The organism is Ignavibacteriota bacterium, from assembly GCA_016707525.1.
Taxonomy (GTDB): domain Bacteria; phylum Bacteroidota; class Ignavibacteria; order UBA10030; family UBA6906; genus JAGDMK01.
The window spans coordinates 90,465-110,768 of sequence record JADJHP010000016.1; the positions used below are offsets into that span (position 1 = coordinate 90,465).

The following is a 20,304-nucleotide window of genomic DNA, read 5'->3' on the forward strand; positions in this document are numbered from 1 at the left end:
GCACAGCAATGCCGAAAGCACCCCGATCGATCTTCCGCATCACTCTCCGGAGTGTCCCGAAAAGCGTCATGCGCGTTGAGGGCTATCTGAACAAGATCAATGCCGTGGTCGGACTCGATGAGATCGCGATGCACAAGCTGATGGTCTCGCTCACCGAGGCCGTCAACAACGCGATCCTGCACGGCAATGCCTCCGATCCGACGAAGCGCGTGAAGGTCTCCTGCGAGGTCCTGCCGGGGTGGTTGCTGTTTCAGATCAACGATGAGGGGAAGGGGTTCCGTGCGGATCATATCCGGAATCCGCTCAAGGAAGAGAACCTGCACCGCGCGAGCGGACGCGGCGTGTTCCTGATGCGCACGCTCATGGACAAGGTCGAGTTCACGCATGCGCCGGAGGGGATGCAGGTGCGACTCTGGCTCAACACGAACAAGTAAGGATCACCCCCCTGCCCTGATCTCCGTCAGGGTCAGTTCCGTTCCCCCGAATCCATCGTCGGGTTCGAGCCAGATGACCGGGAATGCCGTCGGCTCATCAGCGAGCCAGAATGTGTACCGGATGTGCGCCCCCCCGATGTCCACGCGGTGGGCAGGAAACACCGACTGCTGCCCCTTCACCTTCGCCGAATACATGTCCGGCGTACCGGTGATCAGCCCGTAGACGTTTTCCGTCCGTGCCGTGTCCATGTAACCCACGAGGAACGACCTGTTCGACCCGCCCGAGATCGCCGCGATGCGGTCCCAGCTTTCGGGAAGCGCCGGGAGTTTTCTGATGCGGGCGATCGTCGCGAGGAATCCGTACCGGTAGAGGTCGCCGTCCGGGGACACAGCCAATCTGACCGTGTCCACGGCCGCAGCAGTGCTCCGCAGCACGCTCGCGCTGTCCACGATCACGGTACCGGTGCCGATGCCCGGGACCTCGAACCCGGTGGTCAGCACCTTCCACTGGGCCTTCGAACGCGAGGAATAGATCGCGTAGCCGAATTCGTCGGTGATGAGGGCATCATAGAGGAAGACATCGCCCGTGGTGAACACCGGCGTGATGGGGACAGGCGTTGATGCGTAGGGGGACTCATCCTGCCGGCAGGAGAGCGAGAGGAGGCCCAGGACAAAAAAGGCAACCCGGAAGGTTGCCTTGATCGTTTTCACGATGGTACGAAGCTCCTACAGTTTCACCTTGGCAATGCTGGACTCGACGTCCGCGGCGGACTTGCCGAGAGCGGCGGCTTCATCGGGGTTGAGCTTGATCTCGATGATCTGCTCCATGCCCTTCTTGCCCAGCTTCACGGGAACGCCCACGAACACGCCCTTCATGCCGTATTCGCCTTCGAGGTAGACCGAGCACGGGAGGATGCGTTTCTTGTCCTTCACGATGGACTCGACCATGGCGACGGTGGCGGACGACGGTGCGTAGTACGCGCTGCCGGTCTTCAGGTGGTTCACGATCTCGATGCCGCCGTTGCGTGTGCGTGTGATCAGCCGTTCCAGGGTCGGGGCATCCATCAGTTCGGTGATGGGGATACCGGCGACGGTGGAGTAGCGTGCGAGCGGGACCATGGTATCGCCGTGGCCGCCGAGCACGAACGCGTTCACATCCTCGACGGAGACATTCAGTTCGAGGGCGATGAAGGAACGGAAGCGGGCGGCGTCGAGGACGCCGGCCATACCGATCACGCGCTGGCGCGGGAGGCCCGTGGCCTTCATGGCCACCCAGGCCATGACATCCAGCGGGTTGGAGACAACGATGAAGATGGCATTGGGGGACTTGGCGACGGCCTGTTCAGCGCAGCTCTTGACGATCGCGCTGTTGGTGTTCATCAGATCGTCGCGGCTCATCCCGGGTTTGCGGGCGATGCCTGCGGTGATGACCACGATGTCGGAGTTCGCGGTCTCGTCATACCCGTTCGTGCCGATGACACGAACATCGCTTTTCTCTACCGGAGACGCTTCGAACATGTCGAGAGCCTTCCCCTGCGGGATGCCTTCGACCACATCCACAAGCACAACCTCATTGGCCAGGGCCTTGTCCGCGATACGCTGTGCGGTGGTTGCTCCGACGTTGCCTGCCCCGATCACCGTGATCTTCATGGTCGTCTCCGGTGCTGATGGTGGGTATGTTACTTGGAGAGAATGCTCACGACGTGGCGCGACTTGCTGATCTTCTTGAAGGCCACAACGCCGGGGGCCTTTGCGTAGAGCGTATCATCGCCGCCGATATCAACGTTCTCGCCGGGGCGGAACTTCGTGCCGCGCTGGCGGACGATGATGGAGCCTGCGGTGACGGTTTCGCCGCCGAAGCGCTTCACGCCCAGACGCTGCGCGTTGCTATCGCGGCCGTTACGGGAACTGCCTACACCTTTTTTGTGTGCCATGACGCGCCTCTACTTGCCGATGCTGAGAATTTCGATCTGAGAATAACCCTGACGATGTCCGCGCCGTACGCGATATCCCTTGCGGCGCTTCTTCTTGAACACGATCACCTTGTCCATCTTGGCGTGTTCAACAAGGGTGGCTTCGACGACGGCACCGCTCACGAGCGGGCGGCCGACGGAGACACTCTTTTCATCGCCGAGCATGAGGACGCGGTCCAGGCGGATCTTCGTTCCGGGTTTCTCATTGAGGGTGGGCACCATGATCTTATCTTTCGGTGCCACTTTGTATTGCTTTCCAGCGACTTCAACGACGGCGAACATCGATGTATTCCTCTCTCATATAGGAATGTAAATGTACCAAATGATCGCAAAAAAGTCAATAATTCCTTCCCCTAAAAGGTGACCATCTCCTCCCCGGTCCCCCGGATGCCATCCACCCCATCCCCCGGCACCCCGAAAACAGGCAAAAATCGCGGCATTGACCATACCAGGCCTTTGCCACTCTCAATAGGAGTCGTCCCCCGCCCACGGATGCACCTGGTCCATCGTCCCGATCTTCTTCCTGAGGAAGGCGTACAGCCGGGGGGCGATGAACAGACAGGCCACCGCGAACAACGCCCCGCCGATCAGATCCACCACATAATGATACCGCTGGTAGACCGTGGCAATGATCAACAGGACACCCGTCACGAGCACAAAATGCCGCGAGGCAAGGCGGTAACGCACCGCCATCCACATCAGCACCAGCGTCATCATGGTGTGCCCGCTGGGGAACACATCGCGCTGTGTCGCCGCCATCGCCGCCGCACTGCTCACGCCCATCGGGATGGACTCCCCCCAGTTCACGAACCAGCGGAGCGCAGGGGTCAGCCAGAGCCCGGGGATCTCCGCATCCAGCGAATTGAAATCATGCAGGGTGTACCGCGGCCCCACGGCGGGCAATGCGAAATATCCCAGATACGACAGATAGAAACCGAACACGCACGTGAACATGAAGAAATGGAATTCGCTGCGCGGGTGCTTCTTGTACAGCTCATACCCGACGATCAGGAACAGCAGGTAGAACAGCGTATACGCGATCATCAGGAGCTCGGTGATCACGGGATGGCTGAACTGCTCCAGCCACTGCGTCGGGTTCACGCCGAACAACCACCGGTCCGCCACGATGAGCCAGTCGTCATAGTCGACCCCCTGATGGATCGGCTTGATCATGTAGTACAACTCTTTGAACGTCAGGAACACCAGCGGCGGCACGTACCAATCGTGGATCACCGCAAGGGCCTTCGAAGTGCTGCCGCGGCGTTTCGCACCGAGCAGATGGATCGCCCCGATGATGGCGGAGTTCACGAGGACCATGATCCACCATCCCGGGATGCGGCCGGCAAAGACGATGTTGATCACCGTCAGCAACGTGAAGAACGCGACGATCACCACATCGGTGGAATGGAGGCCGTTCGCGGGCGTACGGAACTTCATGCCCCCCCCTTCCCACCGTGCAGGGCCGCGCGGAGCTCGTCGCCCAGCCGCACAAGTTCTTCCAGGCTCAGCTCTTCCGGCCGCCGGCCGTAGTCGAAACCCGTCGCCGGAGGTTCCGCCTCCAGATGATACCGGAGCGAATTGCGCAGGGTCTTCCGCCGCTTGCCGAACACACCGCGCACCAGAGACCGGAAGAATTTCTCGTCCTTCAGGGGGAAGCGCGGCTCGGGGAGCGGGCCGGAGGCGGACCAGGGTGGAGGTGACTTTCGGCTTCGGATAGAAGACCGTGGGCGGCACTTCGAACAGGATCTCCACATCGAAGAACAGCTGGAAGAAGACCGACAGGATCCCGTAGTCCTTTGTGCGCGGCACCGCCACCAGACGGTAGGCCACTTCACGCTGCATCAGCAGGATGCTCTGAGTGATCGCGGCCCGGTGCTCCAGGAGATGGAACAGGATCGGCGAGGTGATATTGTACGGAATATTGCCGGCGATCTTGAGCTTGCCCGCCCGCCCCGCCAGCTCCGTCAGGTCCAGCTTCAGAACATCATTAAAGAGGATCTCCACCGGCTTGCCGGCAAAGGCCTCCTGCATGCGGGCGATGACCCGCTCGTCCAGGTCCACGATCACCAGCCGGCCGGCCAGCGAGGCAAGCTCGAATGTCAAAGCCCCTTCGCCCGGGCCGATCTCCAGGACCGTATCCGCCGGACCGGGGTCGAGAGCGGCCACGATCTTATGGGCGGTGTTCCGATCACGCAGGAAGTTCTGGCCGAGGGACGCGCGGGGGCGCAGAGGGGGGACAACGTTCACGACAACCCTTTCAACCGGTCCCGGTGGCACGGCAATCGCCCCCTGAGGAGGGGCAAAAATGAACTTGAAATATAGATAAGGGGGGGGCGAATGTCAACGCGGCCCCCGGATTCGTTGATTCTCTCATCAGAAAGCTGTACTTTATTTGGAATTAACCGTTCGGCACTGTCCGCATTAGCCCTATGACCACGACCCCAGACCAACCCACCGACCAGAACGCCCAGCCGACTGAAGGGCAGCAACCGCAGCCCCAACAGCAGCAGCGCCAAGGCCAACACCAGCGGCCACCCCGCCAGCAACACCAGCGGAACCCGCAACAACCGCAGCGGGAACAGCGGGAACCACGAGAACCTCGAGAACCGCGCGACCAGCAACAGCAGCAGGGCTGGGCTGACATCAGCGTGGTCATCCCCCTCTATAACGAGGAGGGATCCCTGAAGGAGCTCAACACGCAGCTCCGTTCGGTGCTCGGCCGGATGAACATCCGCTACGAGATCGTGTACGTGGACGACGGCAGCACCGACCGCTCGTTCCAGGTGCTGCGCGACCTGAAACGGAACGACCGCCACATCAAGGTCGTCCGCTTCCGCCGCAACTTCGGGAAGTCCGCCGCCCTGGCCGTCGGGTTCGACAAGGCCCAGGGGAACATCGTGATCACCATGGACGCGGACCTGCAGGATGATCCTGCCGAGATCCCGTCGATGAAGCGGCGTATCGAAGACGGCTTCGACCTCATCTCCGGATGGAAGAAGGTCCGCCACGACCCCATCACCAAGACCATCCCGTCCAAGTTCTTCAACAAGGTCACCGCAATGATGACCGGCGTGAAGATCCACGACATGAACTGCGGCCTCAAGGCCTACCGCAAGGAGGTCATCAAGACCGTGAAGGTGTACGGTGAACTCCACCGCTACATCCCGGTCCTCGCCCACTGGGAAGGCTTCAAGGTCGGCGAGATGGTGGTGCAGCACCGCGCACGCAAGTACGGCAAAACGAAATTCGGCCTCGGCCGGTTCTGGAAGGGATTCCTGGACCTGCTGACGGCGATCTTCACCACACGCTTCCTCCGCCGTCCGCTGCATCTCTTCGGGCCCGTCGGCATCCTTGCCATGGTGCTCGGCGGCGGCGTCGATGCCTGGATGATCATCCACCGCCTCCTGCTCGGCCCCGATGTGTATGCCCTCGGCAGCCGGCCGATGTTCTTCGCGGCGACGATCCTGGTCGTGATCGGGGTGCAGTTCATCTCCCTCGGCCTGCTCGGAGAAATGATCAGCAAGACGCGGACCTCAGCGGAAGAGTATTCGATCCGCGAGTTCCTCAAGTAAGGGACGGTTCCTCCATGACACAACCGTGGGCGTCCATCGACGCATTGCGACGCGACTGCCGGTGGTTCCGCGGCGATGTCCCCTGCAAACCGCACAAGAAGACGGGGTGCCACTGCCAGGAGGCCGACGGCAGCGCCTGTGCGCAGTACGTCCCCCGGTCGGGCAATATCCTCATCATCAAGCTCGGCGCCATCGGCGACGTCATCCGTACCACACCGCTCCTCCGGAAATTCCAGTCCGTCCACCCCGCACACCGCATCTGGTGGCTCACCCTCACACCCGAGGTCGTGCCGTCGTCGGCGGTGGATGTGATCCTCCGTTCACCCCCCAGACCGTCGCAACGCTCAACGCGATGCATTTCGATCTCCTGGTGAACCTGGACAAGGACCGCGAGGCGTGCGCGCTCACCGCCACGGTCAGCGCGGATGTGAAGAAGGGCTTCACGCTGGCGAACGGCAAGCCGGCACCCATCGACGCCGATGCGGAGCCGAAGTTCCTGACCGGCGTCTTCGATGACCTGAGCAAGCACAACACGCTGAGCTACCTCCAGGAGATCTTCGCGGTCGCCGGGTTCACCTTCGCGCACGAAGAGTACATCATGGACAACCATGCGGACAAGGGGTTCGTGTGGAAGCTGCCGAAGAAGAAACCGATCATCGGCCTCAACACCGGCTGCGGCGGGCGCTGGGTGTCGCGGTTGTGGGACGAGAAGAACTGGGTCGCGCTCGCGAAGAAACTCAAGAAAGCGGGCTACGAACCGCTGCTGCTCGGCGGCGAACAGGAACACGCCCGCAACACACGCATCGCCGCGAAGAGCGGCGCACGCTACCCCGGATACTTCCCGCTCAACCAGTTCATCAACCTGATGGACCAGTGCGACCTCGTGGTCTCGGCGGTCACGATGGCCATGCACATCGCCGTCGGACTCCGGAAGCCGCTCGTGCTGTTCAACAGCACGTTCAACAAGAACGAGTTCGAGCTGTACGGCAGGGGCGAGATCCTCGAACCGGACTTCGACTGTCCGTGCTACTACTCCCCGGTCTGTCCCAACAATTGCATGCAGTACCTGCGTGTCGATACCGTCTTCGAAAGCTGTCGAAGGATCCTCCCCACTTAGCCGTCCACCCTCGCATGGCACAACCAAGATCGAAGACACGGCAGCGGCCACCGTCCGGCACCCCGTGGGAGCCGTCGGACCTTCAGGCCGTCGGCTTCTTTGCGGCCATGACCGCCCTGTTCTTTCTGAAGATCCTCCTCGGGAACGCCTACCTGTGGGAGGACTTCGTGTATCAGTGGTACCCCTTCAGGCAGTACGCCGCCACCGCACTCGCTGCGGGTGAATTCCCGCTCTGGAACCCGTACACCGTAGGCGGTATGCCGTTCTTCGCGGAGATCCAGACCGAAGTGCTTTACCTGCCGATGCTGGCGCTCACGCTGTTCGTGAAGAACGGACTCCTGAACGTCTACTGGCTCGAACTGGTGAACGTGCTGCATTACTTCCTGGCCGCATGCGGGATGTACCTCCTCGCACGCTCCTTCGCGCTCCGCCGGATGTCGGCGCTCATCGCCGGTACGGCCTTTGCCTTCTCCGGGTTCATGGTGACCCACGCGATCCATCAGGTGATCATCGGCGTCGCCGCATGGTATCCCCTCATGCTGTTCATGATGCGGAAAGCACTGCAGGAGAAACGCTGGACCTGGGTCTTCGTCGGAGCGCTCACGCTCGGCCACAGTTTCTTCGCCGGCTCGCCGCAGATGTCCCTCTTCTTCTACTTCTTCCTCGGCATCTACGTCGCCGTAGAGATCATCGCCACCGTGGGCGTGCGCGGACTCACCACGCGCCCGGGGCTGGTCCTCGTGGGCCGGGCGGCGACGCTCGTCGCCCTGTCGTTCGCGTTCATCATGGTGCAGCTGCTGCCGACGCAGGACCTCTCGGCGCCCTCCCAGCGCGCCACGATCACGTATGAGAAGGGGTCCGAAGGTTCGCTCGGGTGGGGACAGCTCCTCACGCTCCTCGTGCCGAAGTTCTTCGGCGCCTCGGATGCGCACGGCTACAACTGGTGGGGTCCGGGAGCGTACTGGCAGTACTGGGAGACCAGCATCTCTTTCGGCGTCGCACCGCTGCTGTTCGCACTGTTCAGCCTCCGGTTCTTCCGGACGAACCGTCACATCGCGTTCTTTGCGTCCTTCGCCCTCTTTGCGCTCCTGTTCTCGCTGGGCAAGAACTTCTTCCTCCACGGCCTCTTCTTCGATCACATCCCGGGCTTCGCATCGTTCCGCAACCCCGGCCGCATGGGCGTGTTCGTCGCGTTCGCCGGATCGATGCTCGCCGGATTCGGATTCGATGCGGTCCTGAAGGGACAGTTCACGGAGAAGGACGGCAAGCGGTGGGTCACCACCATGGTGTGGATCAGCGGTGTGTGCCTTGCCATCGTCATCGCCGCGCTGCTCGGACTCTTCGACGGGCTCTTCCCGTTCCTTGCGCAACAGCAGCAGCGCACGTTCGTCCGGAGGGAACTCGCGATCGCGCTGGTGACCATCATCCCGTCCTTCTTTGTCTTTTACGCGCTCATCCGGCGCAGCATGCCCGCCGGGATCCTCGGCATCCTCCTCGTGGCGATCACGTTCTTCGATCTGTACTACATCGGCGCAGAACAGAACACCGCGCCGCAGAACCCCGAGGAACATTTCGCGCAGGCCACGCCCGCTGGTCGGCTTCCTCAAGTCGCAGAACGAACTCTTCCGTGTGAACACCCGCAACACCCAGGGGATGATCATGGACCGGAACCAGGGGCTCATGGACCGCGTGTTCACCATGGAAGGCTACACGCCGCTCATGCCGGCGCGTGTGTTCCCGCCGGCGGCGACCGCCGATAATTTCTATGACCTGCTGAACATCAAGTATTATCTCCAGACGGATTCGGTGCGCGGGACCATCGGACTGAAAGAGCGTCCGGGATATCTGCAGCGCGCGTATCTCGTCTCCACCACCTCCGTTGCCCGGAACGAAGAAGAGGTCCGCGCCCGCATGACGGCACCGTCCTTCGATCCCCGCAACGAAGCCGTTGTGGAGGACAGCACGTACACGCCGATCTCGGCCGCCGCGCCGGCATCGGCCTGGCAGGTGCGCATCACCGACCATCGCATCAACAGGATCGGCCTCACCGTGGAAACGCCGCAGGCCGGGTTCCTGGTGCTGAGCGAAGCGTATTTCCCCGGCTGGCGGGCATCGATAGACGGTGCGCAGGCGCCGGTGTACCGGACGAACTTCGTCTCCCGGGGATCCCTGTTCCCGCCGGGACGCACACGGTGGAACTGGTCTTCGATCCCCCGTCGTTCAACCGCGGAGCGCTCATCAGCGTGCTCACCCTCCTGGTGTGCTGCGGCGGCATCGTCGCCAGCCTCTGGAACGAGCGCCGCAGCCGGCAACAGACCGAATCGGCAGGGGCCTGACATGACGATCACCGTACTGAGCACGGCATTCCCTCTCCGCGGCGGCATCGCGCATTGTTCCGCTGCTCGTTGCCGCACTCCGGCACAAAGCATGACGTGTCGGTGCTGACGTTCAAACGCCAGTATCCGGCGTTCCTCTTCCCCGGCAAAACGCAGGAGGAGACCGGCGGCGAGGGACACGACACGCCGGCGCCGCAGGTCATGGATTCGATCAACCCGTTCAACTGGATCAGCGTCGGGTTGCGGATCCGCCGTGAACGTCCGGACCTGATCATCTTCAAATACTGGCTCCCGTTCTTCGGGCCGTGCTTCGGCACCATCGCCGCCCTTGCCCGTTCCAACGGCCACACGCGTGATGCTCATCTGCGACAACGTCATCCCGCATGAGCGCCGCCGGGCGATATCCTGTTCACCCGCTACATGCTCCGGTTCTCGGACCGCTATATCGTGCAGTCGAAGATCGTATTGAAGGACCTCCTCTCGCTCAAGCCGAAGGCCGTGTACAAGCTCGTGCCGCATCCGATCTACAGCGGGTTCGGCGACGCGATGGGCAAGGATGCCGCGCGGAAGCAACTGGGCATCACGGAGAGCCGCGTGCTGCTGTTCTTCGGCTACATCCGGCGCTACAAAGGCCTTCATATCCTGCTCGAAGCGTTCGCAGCGATGCCGCAGGATGTGCCGACACGATTGCTCGTGGTCGGCGAGTTCTACGGCGGCGAGGAAGAGTACCGCGCGAAGATCGATCAGCTCGGACTGCAGGACCGGATCACGCTGGTGGGCCGGTACGTCCCTAACGAAGAGATCCCGGCCTTCTTTTCCGCGGCCGACGCGGTCGTGCTTCCATATCTGTCCGCCACAGAGCGGCATTTCCCAGATCGCGTTCCATTTCGAGACGCCGCTCGTGATCACCGATGTGGGCGGACTCTCGGAGGCGGTGGAGAACGGCGTGCACGGGATGATCGTGGCACCGGACGATCCCCGGGCGCTCACCGCCACGCTTAACGGAATTCTACAGCAAAGGGGCTCGGCCCATCGTTCGCCGCGAACATGAAACGGGACAAGCATCGGTTCACGTGGGAAGCACTGGTCGATGGGATCGGTGGCCTGATGGAGGGGCGGTAGCATGAAGGTAACGGCATGTCTCATTTGCGGCAGCACGAGGTTCAGGGCCCTTCCGTTCGGCTATGACCACGAAGGCCAGCGCCTGCAGGGCACGTTGTGCCGCGCGTGCGGGATCATCTTCCTCGATCCGCAGCTTTCCGACGGGCAGATCACCGCGCTCTATTCCAAAGAATACTTCGAAGGCGACTTCCGCTGCGGGCACACCGGCAGCCTGTTCGATGACGCCACGCTCGCCGATATCACGGACCTCCCCCTCGTACGCCGCATCAAGGAATTCCAGCAGGGCGGGACGATGCTGGACATCGGATGCGCCGGCGAGACATTCTGAACTCCGCACGGGCCGCCGGCTTCACGGTGACGGGCGTGGAGATGTCGCCCGATGCCGCACAGCTCGCACGCACGCGGTTCGGACTCGATGTGATCACCGGCGATGTGTTCGCCGGGAAGTTCGTGGACGGCACATTCGACGTGGTCTATCTCGGCGATGTCATCGAACACCTGCCCGACCCGCGCCGCACGTTCACCGAGATCAACCGCATCATGAAACCCGGGGCGCTGCTCGTCATCGCCTGTCCCACGCAGACCAACACCCTGTTCTCGCGACTGGGGTTCTCGGCATTTGCGCTCCTCGGCAAGAGCGTCACGGTGCACATGCCGCCGTACCATCTCTTTGAGTACAGGCCGGAGAGCATGCGTGCGCTCATGGAGCGGACCGGATTCAGCATCGTGCAGCTGGACGCCGGCGCGATCCCGCCCGGCGAGATCGCCATGCGCGGATCGTTCGCACAGAAGACGGGCAAGAAACTGATGCAGTATCCGAATGCTCTCCTCACACGCCTCACCGGAAAATGGGGCGACCGTCTCAACGTCTTCGCGCGCAAGAATGGCTGACCCCGTCGTCACGGTCCTGATCGTCAACTGGAACGGCAAAGAGGTCACACTCGACTGCCTCGCGTCGTTGCAGAAGGTGACCTATCCCGCCATGCGCATCCTGCTGGTGGATAACGGCTCACACGACGACACGCTCCCTGCCGTCCGCGCGGCCTACCCCAATGTCAGCATCCTTGCCCTCGGCGAGAACAAGCGCTTCGCCGCCGGCAACAACCACGGCATGAAGGTCGCGCTCGATGAAGGCACCGACTTCGTCCTCCTTCTGAACAACGACACCACCGTCGCCCCCGACTTCATCACGCATCTGGTCGACCGCTGCAACGCCACCGAGCGGTGCGGCATGGTGGCTCCCAAGATCTACTATTATACTCCCGGCGACACGATCTGGTTCGCAGGCGGGAATGTCTCCTTCTGGACCGGCACGATGAGTCACCGCGGCATCCGGGAGGTGGACCGCGGACAGTACGACGTGGCGGGCGAGACAGGCTATGCGACCGGCTGCTGCATCCTGGTGTCGGCGGACGTGATCCGGCGCGTGGGGATGCTGGATCACCGATATTTCATGTACGGAGAAGACGCCGACTGGTCCATCCGCGTGCAACGGGCGGGCTACCGCGTGATGTATGAACCGAAGTCGAAGGTGTGGCACAAGCTGTCGGTGAGCGCGGGGGGACATCTGTCGTCGTTCAAGCTGCGGAACAAGGCGATCAGCCAGTACCGCTTCTTCGCGCATCATGCCCGATGGTACCACTGGTTCACCTTCCCGTGGATGTCGATCGTCGTGAACGCGTTCGCGGCAGCACGCTACATCCTCACGACACGGGGCGCACGCCCCGCGGATCAACGAGGGCGTTCCTAGACACGACAGCCCATGGAATTCGGGAAACATATCGGCAAGAGTCTCTGGGGGCTGGCGGACAAGGCCCTGCCCGTGGTGTACGGGTTCGGGTACGTGCTGCTCGTCATCCGCGTTCTCCCTGAAGAAGAATTCGGCAATTTCGTCCTGCTCCAGGAGATCTTCCTGATCCTTTCGGGCCTCGCCACCGCCGTCGCCCTCCAGCCCATGCTGAAATTCGCCTCCGAGGACACCGGCGATCCGGCGGGGATCATCGGTGCCGGCATGCTCCTGAACATCGTGTTCATCGTCGTCTCCTCCCTCCTGGTCGTCCTGTTCCGCGCACCGATGAGTGCCGTCCTCCGTTCGCCTGCGCTTGCACCGCTGTTGTTGTACATCCCGGCCATGATGATCGCCTCGCTCATCCGGAACGTGGCGCTCATCCTGCTGCAGACACGCTTTGGTATCGCCCGCATCTTCTGGGTCGACGCCGTGCATTTCCTCGGCGATCCGTTCCTCGTGTGGATCTACTCGCGGATGCATCTCTTCGACACCGCCGAGGACCTGATCATGATCAACATCCTTTCGCTGTCGGCGTCATCGCTGCTCGGACTGGCGTTGTCGTGGCGGCAGTTCCGGTGGCGGCTCCGCCCCACGCGGGGAGAGATGCGGCGCATGTGGGAATACGGCAAATACTCGCTCGGCGGCAACGCAAGCTATCTCGTCTATTCCCGTGCCGACACCTTCATCCTTTCCGCGTTCACCGGGCCGGCGCAGGTGGCGGTGTACAACTCCGCGAAGATCTTCACGCGCATCTTCGACATGGCGACGCAGATCATCCAGATGTTCATCCTCCCCGGGGTGTCGCTGCTGGCATCGCGTGGTGAGCGGTCCACGCTGAAGGTCGTCGTGGAGAAATCCACGCTTTTCTCCGCCGTGGGCATGGTCCCGGTGATGCTCGGCATGGTGCTGTTCGCCGGTCCGATGATCGGCCTCATCTATGGCGGCGCTATCCGGACGCCGTGCTGATCCTCAGGTCTTCGGCCTCATGTCGATCGCCGTGCCGGCCTTTGCGATCGGGTCCAATGTGCTCATGGGGCTCGGCGAAGCGCGCGCGCGAGTTTCGTGCTGGGCGCGCAGATGCTGGTGGTGTCGCTTGCCGCCTATTTCCTCATCATCCCGTGGCTCGGCACCATCAGGGGCCGCCATCGCCGTGGTCGTCGCGTCGTATATCATGGCATGGATCGCTCTTGCGCGGGTCCGCAGCTACATCCCCTTCACCGTAGGTGAGGTCCTTGCCCGCCGCCACGACATCCGGGCATTCATCCTCCGCCGCCTGCAGAACATACGGGGATAGCGAACACTCATAGCATCCACACCGGCCCGTTGCCTCAGGTGCGTTTGACGTGAGCTCCTTAACGTGCGTCGCCCATGAGCTTTACATGAGTTTCTTCACGTACGTTATCCAGCTCCTTCACATGAGCTGCACATGAGTCTTACATGAGCTTCTTTACGAACGTCGCACATGAGGTTCTTCGCGTACGTTTCGTCTAAGTTCGTGTGGATTTCCCTTCATCCGATTGACTCTCGCGAAAGCCCTCCGTACCTTGAAAAGGGCGATCCCTCCGGCGCTGTACTACCCACCGTTCTTGCTTCCTTCCGATGTTCATTAAGCGGGGATACCAATGAAACGTCTCGCGTTCATGTGTCTCTTGACTGTCCTTTCCTTCTCAGCATATGCCCAGATCACGGTTCCGCGTACTCCTGATGCGAACACGATGGCGTTGTGGCATCTGGATGAAATGGTTCCTGCAAGCATGGTGGACGCCAGCGGACATGGTCTGACCGGCACGGCAAGGAACAACGGTAGTTTCCGGACGCGCCGGCAATGCCAGGTCCTTCAATGGGACGTCCGATTACATCGTCCTGCTGGATCAGGGATATGGCGCGTTGGACTTCTCCCCGACCGAGAGCTTTACGATTGAGTGCTGGTTCAAGACCAGTTCGCTCAACCCCATGCAACTCATTCGCAAAGGTGTCGCCCCCGAACCGGGCTACACCCTGATCGTCAGCGGCGGCAAGGTGATCGGGATCATTGGTAACCGTGAGGATGGGACACCGCCCGACGCGCTGGTGAGTATCACGAGCACGGAGACCTGCAATGATGGACTGTGGCACCAGGCCATGCTCATCCGTGACCGTCCGATGCAGAAGCTGTATCTGTATGTGGATGGGGAACTGGCGGCGACACCGGTGACCGACACCTTCCCGTATGCCATCTCCAACGATCGTCCGCTCACCATCGGGCGGTGGGAACAAAATGACTTCCCGTACTTCTTTGACGGAGCCATCGACGAGATACGCATCACCCGCGATGCCCGGCATCCCCATTTGTCCACACCCCTCACGGCCTCATGGAACTTCGATGATCCGCAGGGGAGCTTCGTGGCCGATTCATCAGCAAACCTCAATGGGGGCGTTGCCATCGGGACATCGATCGTGGAAGGGCTGACGGGATCAGCGCGGAGATTCAACGGGGCCGGTGACTACGTCCTCGTGAACGATGCCGAGAACGGATCGCTGGATTTCGATCCCTCTCAGAGTTTCACGGTGGAAGCATGGTTCAAGACCACATCGGCAACAGCCATGCAGCTGCTGCGGAAGGGGCTTGCTCCTGATCCGGGATACGGATTGTTCGTGAGCGGAGGATACGTCGCTGCCGTCATCGGCAATCGGGAGGACGGTGTGACACCGGACACCCTGCTCATCCTCAAAAGCATCAAGCAGTACATCGACGGGGCCTGGCACCATGTCTCCCTGGTGCGGGATCGGACGACCCGCAAAGTGTACCTCTACGTTGATAGCACGATCGTGACCCGGCCGCTGGACGATGCATTCCCGTATGCGATCGCAAGCCCCCGCCCGCTGACGATCGGCCGATGGGAGTACCCTTCCCTGCCGTACTACTTCCAGGGAGATGTCGACCGCGTTGCGATCAATCGCGGCGCGATCCATCCCGGAGCATCCGGCGGCCCTGCCGTTCTGGTCCGCACGGAACCGATCGATTGGGAGTCCGTTGTCATCGGCGATACGGTGGTGCGCCGGTTGACACTCTACAACGCCGGCAGCAACGACACACTCCTGGTGAGTAGTATCGGCGCGACACCCTCTGTGTTCTCTCCGAAGGAAACGCAATTGGCCATCGGTCCCGATGACACAGCATCGATCGTGATCCGCTATGCGCCGACCACAGCCGGGCAGGATTCGGGTTCGATAACATTTTGCGACCAATGACCCCGGGACACCTTCTGTGACGATCCACCTGCTCGGGCGCGGGACCCTCGTACGGATGGTCACACTGGTCAGTCCCCTGAACAACGCGACTGCCGCCAGAGACACGGTCAGTTTTAAATGGAGGAAGGCCACGCCGGCTGCGACAAAGTACTGGTTCGAATGGTCCACATCTCACTCATTCACAGAACGGACCATAGACTCGACATTGACGGACACGATGAACGTGGCATCAGGGTTCCCCAAGAACTCGACTATTCACTGGAGAGTGCGCGCCGGGAACCAGCTTGGCTGGGGAGAGTACAGCCTGTCGCGGACCTTCTTCAGACCAACGACGTCTGTGCCGGAGGCCGGCACCCCCCCGGCGTATTCACTCCTCCCGAACTATCCGAACCCGTTCAATTTATCGACCACGATCTCGTTCACCGTTCCCAGGACCACGCTGGTCCGCATCGATGTCCACAATGCGGCCGGCGAGTTGGTAGGTGTCATAGCGGATGCCCCCTACCTGCCGGGAGAGCACCGTATCGTGTTCGATGGCGCGGGCCTCCCCAGCGGCATGTACTTCGCCCGGATGCGCGCGGGATCGGTGGTTCAGGTGCGGCCCATGCTTCTCATGAAATAACTTCCTCTTCCGGATGGCGCCCCCCGGGGCGCCATCGGGCTATTCCGGCCTTCAACCCGCATTTGCATCGTTCCCCAGCCGTTTGACTATCCAGAGCGCCTTCCGTACCTTGAAGAGGATTACTCCTTCCGGCATAGTACGACCTATCGATCGCGATTCCTCCGACGTTCATTACGCAGGGATACCAATGAAGCGACTCACATTCATCTGTCTCGTGACTGTCCTTTCCTTCTCAGCATCTGCCCAGATCACCATTCCGCGCGTGCCTGATGCGTACACCATGGCGCTCTGGCATTGCGATGAATCCAATCCTGAGTGGATCTTCGATGTCAGCGGCACCGGGGGCACCGGCATCGCTACCGGCACGACAGTGGTCGCCGGCCGCTTCGGACGGGCCCGCTTATTCAATGGTAGCTCGGACTATATCACGGTGGGCAATTCCTGGAATCATTCGCTGGACTTCTCCTACGTGGAGAGCTTCACGGTGGAGTGCTGGTTCAAGACCAGTTCGCCTGCCCCCATGGTGTTGATACGCAAAGGCCTTGCGCCCCAGCCCGGATATACGCTGATCGTGAGCGCAGGCAGGGTCGTGGGCATCATCGGGAACAGGGCGGACGGCACGCCGCCCGACACACTGCTGACGATCACGAGCGACAGCACCTATAACGACGGGGCATGGCACCATGCCATGCTCATCCGCGACCGTCCGATGCAGCAGCTCTACCTGTATGTGGACGGGGAACAGGCAGCGGCACCAGTAACCGATACATTCGGCCAGTCCATCGCCAACGATCGCCCCCTGACCATCGGACGCTGGGAATCCGATGTGTACCCGTACTTCTTTGACGGCGTCATCGACGAGGTGCGCATCACCCGTGACGCCCGGCATCCACACGTCGTTGCACCGCTCATGGCCCTGTGGAATTTCGACGGTCCCATGGGAATGTTCATCCCCGATTCATCGGCCAATCACAACGGCGGTATCGCCACCGGAACAACGGTGAGGGATGGTATCTCCGGCGCGGGTCGCGCATTCAACGGCAACGGCGATCATATCGTTGCGGGGGATCCGGAGAACGGCTCGCTGGATTTCGATTCCTCACAGAGCTTCACGGTCGAGGCGTGGTTCAAGACCACATCCTCCGCCGTGATGCAGCTCCTGCGGAAGGGGTACGCAAGGCACCCCGGCTACGGCCTCTCCATGAGCGGGGGGTATGCCGATGCGGTGATCGGCAACAATGAAGACGGCGCACACGCCTCCACTCTCACCATCCTCCACAGCACCAGGACATTCAACGATGGCCTGTGGCACCGGATGTCGCTCATACGCGACCGCGTCGCGCGTACGGTCTCGCTCTACGTCGATGGACAACTCGCGTGCATCCCCCGCACCGATACCTACCCGTATCCCCTTGCGAACGACCGGCCGTTGACGATAGGGATGTGGGATTATCCATCGTTTCCCTACTACTTCCAGGGATCCATCGACCGCGTTGCGATCACCCGGGGAGCATTGCATCCCGCGGGTACGCCCGCCCCGGGCCTGCTTGTCCGCACGGAACCCATAGACTGCGGCACCGTGCTCATTGGCGATTCGGTATCGCGCACATTGACCCTCTACAACAGCGGCAGCCTTGATACCCTTGTCGTGAGCACCCTGACGGCACTTCCCTCCGTTTTGCTCCGCATGCATCGCACATGGCGATCGCCCCGCGAATCGGCATCGGTCGTGATCCACTACACCCCGGCCGCCGCACGTGCGGGATTCAGGCTGGATCACCTTCATGACCAACGATCCGGAAACACCGGCGGTGTCGATCAACATTCTCGGGCGGGGGTCCCCGTGGGAGCGGTGACGCTGCTGGGCCCCCTCAATTACACGAGCTTCAGCAAGGATACGGTTCTCTTCACCTGGTGCAAGGCGGCCCCGGCACCGACGAAGTACTGGTTCGAATGGTCCACATCCAGTGAGTTCACGGAACGAACCATGGATTCAACATTGACCGACACGTTGACACGGCGGGCAGGGTTCCCGGAAGAACTCGAACATCTACTGGCGGGAGCGCGCAGAAACCAGAATGGCTAGGGAGAGTACGGCTGCACAACATGTTCTACAGAACGACGACCTCCGTTCCCGGAGCCGGAACGCCGTCAGCATATGCGCTGCAGCCGAACTATCCGAACCCGTTCAACCCTTCCACCACGATCACGTTCCGTGTGCCGGAAGCGTCCGTTGTTCGTCTGGAAGTCTTCAACGCCGCGGGTGAGCTGGTACGGGTGGCGGCGGATGGGTCGTACCAGCCGGGCGAACACCGGATCGTCTTCGATGGCGCGGGACTCCCCAGCGGCTGTACTTCGCCCGGATGCGCGCAGGATCGGTGGTTCAGGTGCGGCCCATGCTACTCATCAAATAGGTCTTCCACGGGATGGCGCCCTTCCGGGGCGCCATCTCCCATCTCCTTGCTGCCTCTAAGGCTTTGCTTCCGCACCGTGTGAAGCACCGTTCTGCTCTTGTTCCTTCTTCCCCAGTTGCGTATCTTGGTGAATTCTTCCGGCGGTGTCGCCATTTTCCCCGGCCCATTCCGAGAGGTCCGGACCGCGCGTGCCGGGCGTTCGCCGGGCCGGTCGGCCCTCTTGCCCCTGCAACAGTCCTTCGCACGCCAATCAAGGTGGCATTTCGTTGATCACCGCGGTCAAAGAATTTCAGACGTTCGTTCAGGAGGCCTTTCAGGGCTGGCAGACACCGTCGTGGATTCCAAACGCGGCATCCGTGATGTCCTCGTACTGATCATCCCCCAGGTCGCTACGGTCGTCGCTGCGCTCGTGACCTCCGTCCTCCTTGCCCGCGGCCTCGGCCCGGACGGCGTCGGACAATACACACTGATCCTCAGCCTTGCAGGCGTTGCCGCGTCGCTCTCCGATCTCGGGATCGGCCAGACCGCCATCCGCTTCGCATCCCGTGCCGCCTCCGTGGGCGATACGGACGGACAGATGTCCGTGCTCCGGTAGGCCTTCCGCCTTCGCCTCGCCTGTCGATCGCGGCCACAGGCCTGCTCATCACCGTCGCCCGCAGATCGCGGAGTTCTGGAAAGCCGCTGACCTGACCCCCATCATGCGGGTGGGCCTTATCGGCGGGTCTTCACCGCCCTCGCCACCATTCCGTCGATCTATTTCCAGGCGCTGAAGAAATTCGGCCGCAATGCGAGCATCACCGTTGCACAGACGGGTATCACGCTGCTCGGCATCATCATCCTCGCCGTGATGCATCTCTGGTCGGTGCAGGCCGTCGTGTTCGTCTCGCTCATCGCCGCCGCACTCGCGCGCGCTGATCTGCTTCAGCGGCGATCCCGCGCGCCGCTCTCATCGGCAGGAACCCTCTCCCCCGCTCTGTCGCGGAAGGTTGGAGGAAGGTCTGGCAGAACCCCCTGTCCACAGGAACGGACACTGCCACGCCGCTGAAAGGGCGATGACCCCGGCGACCTTCGCGCGGTATAACCTTGCATCCACCGTCATCGTGCTCATCATCCTGCGGCTCGACGTCTGGCTGATGGGCGCCTTCCTGCCAAGACGTCGGGGTCTACAACATCGCCACGCGCTTCGCAACGCCGCTCGCCATCATGCTTACGGCGATCGGCGGGGCACTCTGCCGCGCGCATCGTCGCACCTCACGCTGGACCAGATCCGCACGATGATGAAGAAGACCTTCATGCTCTGCGGCGTGTCGCCTTCTTCAGCACCCTGTATGCGGTCTTCGTCCCGATCCTCGCGCCACTACTCTTCGGCAAAGCGTTCGAAGGAAGCTGCTCCTCGGGAGGTTCTGTGTCTCCGGCTATGCATTCGTCATCCTGATCGCCCCGTCGGCATCATCGGCTACAGCCTGGGCATGGTGAAGGATCTACTGGAAGATCAATTTCGCCCAGATGGTCGCCGTGGTGCTCGTGAACGTCATCCTTCTTCCGCAGATCGGCCCTCTGGCATCCGCACTGGCACTGCTGGTCAATGAGATCATCGGCGTTTCACTCACCGGCGCCATCCTCTGGAAACGACTGTCCCCGTCACAAGGAGAGCAGCATGGCTGACGCAACACCGTATCAGCACGGGGATGTCG

23 protein-coding genes are annotated in these 20,304 nt (G+C 61.7%); 18 read left to right on the forward strand and 5 right to left on the reverse strand.

The window, feature by feature from the left end:
- The first annotated feature begins 8 nt into the window (after positions 1–8).
- Entirely contained in the window at positions 9–434 is a 426-nt protein-coding gene (locus tag IPI01_19890; GenBank protein MBK7260017.1) for an ATP-binding protein, read from the forward strand.
- 3 nt (positions 435–437) lie between these two features.
- Here IPI01_19890 and IPI01_19895 read toward each other — a convergent pair whose 3' ends face one another.
- The 5 genes from IPI01_19895 to rsmA form a co-directional block, all read right to left on the reverse strand.
- Positions 438–1,145 carry a hypothetical protein gene (locus tag IPI01_19895; protein ID MBK7260018.1) on the reverse strand — a complete coding sequence of 236 codons (708 nt, stop codon included), beginning with the start codon at positions 1,143–1,145 and terminating at the stop codon, positions 438–440.
- A gap of 15 nt (positions 1,146–1,160) precedes the next feature.
- The gene (mdh, locus tag IPI01_19900; GenBank protein ID MBK7260019.1) at positions 1,161–2,084 is read right to left on the reverse strand and encodes a malate dehydrogenase; all 924 of its coding nucleotides are present in this window, start codon (positions 2,082–2,084) and stop codon (positions 1,161–1,163) included.
- Between the two features lie 29 nt (positions 2,085–2,113).
- The gene (gene rpmA / locus IPI01_19905) at positions 2,114–2,368 is read right to left on the reverse strand and encodes a 50S ribosomal protein L27 (GenBank protein MBK7260020.1); all 255 of its coding nucleotides are present in this window, start codon (positions 2,366–2,368) and stop codon (positions 2,114–2,116) included.
- A 9-nt stretch (positions 2,369–2,377) separates the two neighbouring features.
- Positions 2,378–2,689 (reverse strand): 50S ribosomal protein L21, encoded by a 312-nt coding sequence (rplU, locus tag IPI01_19910; protein ID MBK7260021.1) that lies wholly within the window; start codon positions 2,687–2,689, stop codon positions 2,378–2,380.
- Positions 2,690–2,872: 183 nt separating this feature from the next.
- Positions 2,873–4,654: a ribosomal RNA small subunit methyltransferase A gene (gene rsmA, locus IPI01_19915; GenBank protein ID MBK7260022.1), complete on the reverse strand. Its 1,782-nt coding sequence runs from the start codon at positions 4,652–4,654 to the stop codon at positions 2,873–2,875.
- Positions 4,655–5,049: 395 nt separating this feature from the next.
- Here rsmA and IPI01_19920 point away from each other — a divergent pair, with 395 nt between their 5' ends.
- The 17 genes from IPI01_19920 (at position 5,050) to IPI01_20000 (ending at position 20,199) form a co-directional block, all read left to right on the forward strand.
- Positions 5,050–5,979 (forward strand): glycosyltransferase family 2 protein, encoded by a 930-nt coding sequence (locus IPI01_19920; GenBank protein MBK7260023.1) that lies wholly within the window; start codon positions 5,050–5,052, stop codon positions 5,977–5,979.
- Between the two features lie 14 nt (positions 5,980–5,993).
- Complete coding sequence (locus tag IPI01_19925) at positions 5,994–6,353, forward strand: hypothetical protein (protein MBK7260024.1); 360 nt, start codon at positions 5,994–5,996, stop codon at positions 6,351–6,353.
- On the forward strand, positions 6,332–7,096 hold the full coding sequence (locus IPI01_19930) for a glycosyltransferase family 9 protein (protein MBK7260025.1): 765 nt from the start codon (positions 6,332–6,334) through the stop codon (positions 7,094–7,096). The genes IPI01_19925 and IPI01_19930 overlap by 22 nt, the downstream gene beginning before the upstream one ends.
- 14 nt (positions 7,097–7,110) lie before the next feature.
- On the forward strand, positions 7,111–8,856 hold the full coding sequence (locus tag IPI01_19935) for a hypothetical protein (GenBank protein ID MBK7260026.1): 1,746 nt from the start codon (positions 7,111–7,113) through the stop codon (positions 8,854–8,856).
- Entirely contained in the window at positions 8,756–9,541 is a 786-nt protein-coding gene (locus tag IPI01_19940) for a hypothetical protein (GenBank protein ID MBK7260027.1), read from the forward strand. The genes IPI01_19935 and IPI01_19940 overlap by 101 nt, the downstream gene beginning before the upstream one ends.
- Entirely contained in the window at positions 9,535–9,819 is a 285-nt protein-coding gene (locus IPI01_19945; GenBank protein ID MBK7260028.1) for a hypothetical protein, read from the forward strand. The genes IPI01_19940 and IPI01_19945 overlap by 7 nt, the downstream gene beginning before the upstream one ends.
- Positions 9,820–9,852: 33 nt before the next feature.
- Positions 9,853–10,434 (forward strand): glycosyltransferase, encoded by a 582-nt coding sequence (locus IPI01_19950; GenBank protein MBK7260029.1) that lies wholly within the window; start codon positions 9,853–9,855, stop codon positions 10,432–10,434.
- Positions 10,435–10,555: 121 nt separating this feature from the next.
- Positions 10,556–10,882, forward strand: coding sequence for a hypothetical protein (locus IPI01_19955; protein MBK7260030.1), 327 nt, complete (start codon positions 10,556–10,558; stop codon positions 10,880–10,882).
- On the forward strand, positions 10,861–11,445 hold the full coding sequence (locus IPI01_19960) for a class I SAM-dependent methyltransferase (GenBank protein ID MBK7260031.1): 585 nt from the start codon (positions 10,861–10,863) through the stop codon (positions 11,443–11,445). The genes IPI01_19955 and IPI01_19960 overlap by 22 nt, the downstream gene beginning before the upstream one ends.
- Complete coding sequence (locus IPI01_19965; GenBank protein ID MBK7260032.1) at positions 11,438–12,304, forward strand: glycosyltransferase family 2 protein; 867 nt, start codon at positions 11,438–11,440, stop codon at positions 12,302–12,304. Before IPI01_19960 ends, IPI01_19965 begins: the two co-directional genes overlap by 8 nt.
- A gap of 12 nt (positions 12,305–12,316) precedes the next feature.
- Positions 12,317–13,309 (forward strand): oligosaccharide flippase family protein, encoded by a 993-nt coding sequence (locus IPI01_19970; protein MBK7260033.1) that lies wholly within the window; start codon positions 12,317–12,319, stop codon positions 13,307–13,309.
- The gene (locus IPI01_19975; GenBank protein ID MBK7260034.1) at positions 13,281–13,637 is read left to right on the forward strand and encodes a hypothetical protein; all 357 of its coding nucleotides are present in this window, start codon (positions 13,281–13,283) and stop codon (positions 13,635–13,637) included. Before IPI01_19970 ends, IPI01_19975 begins: the two co-directional genes overlap by 29 nt.
- A gap of 593 nt (positions 13,638–14,230) precedes the next feature.
- Entirely contained in the window at positions 14,231–15,574 is a 1,344-nt protein-coding gene (locus tag IPI01_19980; GenBank protein ID MBK7260035.1) for a hypothetical protein, read from the forward strand.
- Between the two features lie 16 nt (positions 15,575–15,590).
- Positions 15,591–16,196 (forward strand): T9SS type A sorting domain-containing protein, encoded by a 606-nt coding sequence (locus IPI01_19985; protein ID MBK7260036.1) that lies wholly within the window; start codon positions 15,591–15,593, stop codon positions 16,194–16,196.
- A 187-nt stretch (positions 16,197–16,383) separates the two neighbouring features.
- Positions 16,384–18,282, forward strand: coding sequence for a hypothetical protein (locus tag IPI01_19990; GenBank protein MBK7260037.1), 1,899 nt, complete (start codon positions 16,384–16,386; stop codon positions 18,280–18,282).
- Between the two features lie 662 nt (positions 18,283–18,944).
- On the forward strand, positions 18,945–19,205 hold the full coding sequence (locus tag IPI01_19995) for an oligosaccharide flippase family protein (protein ID MBK7260038.1): 261 nt from the start codon (positions 18,945–18,947) through the stop codon (positions 19,203–19,205).
- 457 nt (positions 19,206–19,662) lie between these two features.
- The gene (locus tag IPI01_20000; GenBank protein ID MBK7260039.1) at positions 19,663–20,199 is read left to right on the forward strand and encodes a hypothetical protein; all 537 of its coding nucleotides are present in this window, start codon (positions 19,663–19,665) and stop codon (positions 20,197–20,199) included.
- Positions 20,200–20,304: the final 105 nt, after the last annotated feature.